This is a genomic window from Marinibaculum pumilum, from assembly GCF_042646425.1.
GTDB lineage: Bacteria > Pseudomonadota > Alphaproteobacteria > Ferrovibrionales > Ferrovibrionaceae > Marinibaculum > Marinibaculum pumilum.
In genome coordinates, this window is record NZ_JBHRTR010000035.1 from 42,724 (window position 1) to 47,594 (window position 4,871).

A 4,871-nucleotide genomic window follows, 5' to 3' on the forward strand; every position below is an offset into this window, starting at 1 on the left:
CGAACAGCCGTCCACCGCCCAGCAGGATGTCGTGCCCGCTGTCGAAGTCGGGCACGAGGCGGCTGCCCATGCCGATCTGGAGCCGCGCCGGCCGCAGGACGGTGAGCATGTCGGTTGCCGCCAGGCCTGCCGGGCAGAGGTCGATCAGCAGGTCCAGGTCGTGACGGCGCATCCGATCGGCTGCCGCGACACTGCCGGTCTGCGACAGGTCCTCGAAGACGGGGTCCGGCGCCGGCGTGCTGCCGCACCAGAAGGCATGCGCCTGCACGCGGCTGGAATCATGCGCGTGCAGCGGCCAGAACCGGCCGTCCGCCGGCAGCTCGGCCAGCAGATAGCCGACCCGCAGCGGCAGCCCCGGGGCGCGAGGGGCCGGGGCCGGGACCTGCAGGCCCAGGCGCCTGGCCTGCAGGTGGCCGCTCCAGCGCTGCGAAAGGGCACGCAGGTCCAGCACGTCAAGGCCGGTGCAGTAGGGGGCGGCGGCGATGGAAATCCGCCAGGCCTCGATCCGCTGGCCCCAGTTCGATGCAAAGCGGGTCACCCGGTCGGCCTCGACTTGCGCGGCGGCCATGTCCCCGGCCGCGAACAGTGCCTTGGCGAGCTGCAGCCGGATGGAATCGTCCTCGGGCGCCGCGGCCAGGGCGTTGCGCAGGCGGTCGATGCCGGCCAGGTAGCCGCCCCGGTAACCACCTCGGGCGCCGACCGCGTCCTGCAGGGCATCGTCCTGCCCGTGGCTGATTGTCTGGATTTGGTTCATGCCGGAATCAGGATAGGCGGAAAGGGACAGGATAGGCGGGAAAGGGACAGGGCATCACCAGTGCGTCGGGCGCGATGGATCTGCCCGGGCCCTGTATAGGGCGCGCGGCGCCGGCGCGAAAGGGCGATGCCGCGGCTGTGGTATCGCTGGCGGATGACGGCGTCGGGTGCGAGCCGATGCCCGGGCCGGGGTCCGGTCAGGCAGGACTGGGTGTCAGACCTCCAGCCACTCCCGGCGGACATCCTCGCTGGCGATCAGGTCCTGCGGGCTGCCCTCGAACACCATGGCGCCATGGCCCATGACATAGACCCGGTGCGAGATCTTCAGGGCGATCGCAAGCTTCTGCTCCACCAGCAGGATGGAGATGCCGCGATCGGCGATCTCCTCCAGCAGCCGGGCGACCTGCTCGACAATCTTCGGTGCCAGGCCCTCTGTCGGCTCGTCGATGATCACCAGGTCGGGATCGCCCATCAGGGTGCGGCACATGGTCAGCATCTGCTGCTCGCCGCCGGACAGGGCGCCGCCGGGGATGTCGGCGCGCTCGCGCAGGTTGGGGAACAGCTCGAACATGTCTTCCATCGACCAGCGGGCCTGGCCGGCGCGGCGCATGCTCTTGATCCCCAGGATCAGGTTCTCGCGCACGCTCAGGCTCGGGAAGATGTCGCGGTTCTCCGGCACGTAGCCCAGGCCGCGCCGGGCGATCTGATGGCTCTTCAGGCCGGCCAGCTCCTCGCCGCGGAAGCGGATCGAGCCCTGCGGCGCCACATCGCCCATGATCGCCTTCGCGGTGGTCGACCGGCCGACCCCGTTGCGGCCGAGGAGGGAGACGATCTCCCCCTCGCCGACGGTGAAGGTGACCCCCTGCAGGATATGGCTCTTGCCGTAATAGGCATGCAGGTCGCTGACCTCGAGCATCGGTCGCGCGCGGGCCGCGGCGCGTTCCGCCGCCAGTACCTCGGCGGGCTGGGACTGGCTGCCGGTTGCGGTGGCGTTCATGCCGTGGCCTCCTCCTCGTCCAGCAGCGCGCCGAGATAGGCCTCCTTCACCGCGCGGTTCTCGCGGATCTTTTCCGGCACGTCGCAGGCGATGATCTCGCCATAGACCAGGACCGAGATCCGGTCGGCGAGATCGAAGACCACCCCCATGTCATGCTCCACCATCACCAGGGTGCGGCCCTCGGAGACCCTGCGGATCAGGGCCACCGCCTGCTCGGTCTCGCTGTGGCTCATGCCGGCGGTGGGTTCGTCCAGCATCAGCACGCCGGCGCCGCCGGCCATGCTGATGCCGATCTCCAGCGCCCGCTGCTCGGCATAGGTCAGGACCGAGGCCAGGATGTTGCGGCGGCCGGTCAGGCCGATCTGCTCCAGCACGGCGTCGGTGCGGTCGGTCAGCTCGCTGTCCCGGTCGACCGTGCGCCAGAAGGAATAGCGATATCCCATCGACCAGAGCAGCGCGCAGCGGACATTCTCGAACACCGACATGCGGGGGAAGATGTTGGTCACCTGGAAGGACCGCGACAGACCCTTGCGGTTGATCTCGTAGGGGGCCATGTCGGTGATCTCCTCGCCATGCAGGAAGATCTGCCCGGCGGAGACCTGGTAGCGGCCGCTGATCAGGTGGAACAGGGTGGACTTCCCCGCCCCGTTCGGGCCGATGATCGCATGCCGCTCGCCCGCCTCGATGGCCAGGTCGACGCCCATGATGATCTCGGTCCGGCCGAAGCTCTTGCGGACCCCCTTCAGTTCCAGCGCGGCGGTCATTTCGGCCCTCCCCGTCGGTATCCGCTGGCGTCGGACCAGGCGTCGTGGATCGCGGGCGCCAGCTTGCGCAGGGCCAGCACGCCGCCGACCGCCAGCACGACCAGGATCAGCCAGGGCAGGACCGAGGCCGTGTTCACCGTCATGAAGAACAGACCCATCTCCGGCTCGTCCGCAGGCGCGGTGTTCAGGTGGTGGATCATCTCCAGCAGGCCGGCGATCCCCAGCAGCGCCGCAATCGCCGGCGCCGCCGCCAGCGCATAGGGACCGGCGAGCCGGCCGAGGCTGCCGCGCTGCACCGCCGGCATGTGGATCATCAGGATCCCGGTCAGGCCCCAGGGCATGAACACCACGGTGGCCAGGAACAGGATGCCGACATAGAGCTGCCAGATCTCGGTATAGGCCCCCAGCACGCTCTGCAGCAGGGTGAAGGTGATCGCGCCGATGATCGGCCCGATGAAGAAGCCGATGCCGCCGATATAGGCCATCAGCAGCGCCACGCCGGAGGTGATCAGGTTCAGGTTCTCTTCCGTCACGATCTCGTAGTTCACCGCGAACAGGCCGCCGGCGATACCGGCGAAGAAGCCGGCGCCGGAGAACGAGATGAAGCGGACGATGCGCTGGCTGTAGCCGACGAACTCCGCCCGCTCCGGATTGTCGCGAACGGCATTGGCCATGCGGCCCGCCGGCGTGCGGGAGAAGAAGTACATCGCGGCGGTGGCGACGAAGACCCAGAAGGCGATCAGGTAGTAGACCTGGATGTCCTGGCCGAAGTTCAGACCGAAGAAGCGCATCGGGTCGGTGCGGTTGGCGCTGATCCCCTCCTCGCCGCCGAAGAAGAAGACGAAGATCAGCGACAGCCCGGCGACCAGCTCGCCGATGCCCAGCGAGATCATCGCGAAGATGGTGCCCGCCCGGCGGGTCGAGAAGCTGCCGAACAGGATGCCGAAGATCAGGCCGAACAGCCCGCCGAACAGCGGCACCACCGGCAGCGGCACGTCGATCAGCCCGTCGCCGATGAAGTTCAGCGCATGCGCGGTCATGAAGCCGCCCAGGCCCATATAGACGGCATGGCCGAAGGACAGCATGCCGCCCTGGCCCAGCAGCATGTTGTAGCTGAGGGCGAACACGATCACGATGCCCATCTGGTTGAGCAGCGAGACGCCGAAGGTGGTGTTGAACACCAGCGGCGCCACCACCAGCAGGGCGGCAAAGAAGATCCACGGGCCGAAGCGGCGGATCTGGCTGCGGCCGGAAACGGCCGCACGGCTGCGCGGGACGTCGGTCATGTCTCACGCTTTCCCATCAGGCCCATCGGGCGGAAGATCAGGATCAGCACCAGCAGGAGGTAGGGGATCAGCGGCGCGATCTGCGGCAGGGTCAGCCGCCAGATGTCGCCCAGCGCGTCGTACAGGTCGACGGAAATGCCGACCCAGCCCAGCACGTCGGCGACCGACAGGTTGATCGCGATCGCGAAGGTCTGGATGACGCCGATCAGCAGCGAGGCGACGAAGGCACCCGCCAGCGACCCGAGCCCGCCGATCACCACGATCACGAAGACGATCGAGCCCAGCAGGAAGGCCATGCCGGGGAAAGTGCCCAGCACCGGGCCGGCGATCACGCCGGCCAGGCCCGCCAGGGCGGCGCCGACGCCGAACACCAGCATGAAGATGAAGGGCACGTTGTGGCCCAGCATGCCCACGACGTTGGGGTGGGTGATCGCCGCCTGGATGATCAGGCCGATCCGGGTGCGGGTCAGCACCATGAAAAGGCCGATGAAGATCGCCACCGAGACCAGCAGCATGAAGCCCTTGTAGGCCGGGAAGTTCTGGCCCCAGAGGGTGAACAGGGTGCCCTGCAGGATCTCCGGCTCGTGATAGGGCTTCGTCAGCTTGCCCCAGACGAACTGCACCAGTTCCTCGATCAGGAAGGCCAGTCCGAAGGTGAAGATCAGCTCCGCAACATGGCCGTAGCGGTGGACGTAGCGCAGCCCGAAGCGTTCGATCAGGGCGCCGACCACGCCGACCAGGAGCGGCGCCACCACGAAGCCGGTCCAGAAGTCGAAATACTGCGAGATCTGGTACGCGAAATAGGCGCCCAGCATGTAGAGGCTGGCATGCGCGAAGTTGAGCACGCCCATCATGCTGAAGATCAGGGTCAGGCCGCTGGACAGCATGAACAGCAGCAGCCCGGTCACCAGACCGTTCAGCAGGGAGAAGACGACGATTTCCATGCGGCAGGGGTCCCGGCGGAGGGTCTGGAAGCGACCCGCACCGGAACAGTGGCGGATGGCGCCGCCGCGGCCCCGGCAGGGGCGTTCGGTCCCGGGGCGGCGGCGCGCGCCGCCGCCCCGGGACGGG

The 4,871-nt window shown here is 68.1% G+C and carries 5 protein-coding genes; all 5 read right to left on the reverse strand.

All coding sequences use genetic code 11. The features are described 5' to 3' along the window. A partial coding sequence (locus ACFOGJ_RS22235) for a tetratricopeptide repeat protein (protein WP_379904722.1) occupies positions 1–754 on the reverse strand: 754 nt, incomplete at its 3' end. A 213-nt stretch (positions 755–967) separates the two neighbouring features. Next, positions 968–1,750 carry an ABC transporter ATP-binding protein gene (locus tag ACFOGJ_RS22240; protein ID WP_379904724.1) on the reverse strand — a complete coding sequence of 261 codons (783 nt, stop codon included), beginning with the start codon at positions 1,748–1,750 and terminating at the stop codon, positions 968–970. Next, a complete protein-coding gene (locus ACFOGJ_RS22245; RefSeq protein WP_379904726.1) occupies positions 1,747–2,514 on the reverse strand; it encodes an ABC transporter ATP-binding protein in 768 nt (255 codons plus the stop codon). Before ACFOGJ_RS22245 ends, ACFOGJ_RS22240 begins: the two co-directional genes overlap by 4 nt. Next, positions 2,511–3,800, reverse strand: coding sequence for a branched-chain amino acid ABC transporter permease (locus tag ACFOGJ_RS22250; RefSeq protein ID WP_379904728.1), 1,290 nt, complete (start codon positions 3,798–3,800; stop codon positions 2,511–2,513). The genes ACFOGJ_RS22245 and ACFOGJ_RS22250 overlap by 4 nt, the downstream gene beginning before the upstream one ends. Continuing rightward, a complete protein-coding gene (locus tag ACFOGJ_RS22255) occupies positions 3,797–4,744 on the reverse strand; it encodes a branched-chain amino acid ABC transporter permease (RefSeq protein ID WP_379904730.1) in 948 nt (315 codons plus the stop codon). Before ACFOGJ_RS22255 ends, ACFOGJ_RS22250 begins: the two co-directional genes overlap by 4 nt. Positions 4,745–4,871 lie beyond the last annotated feature (127 nt).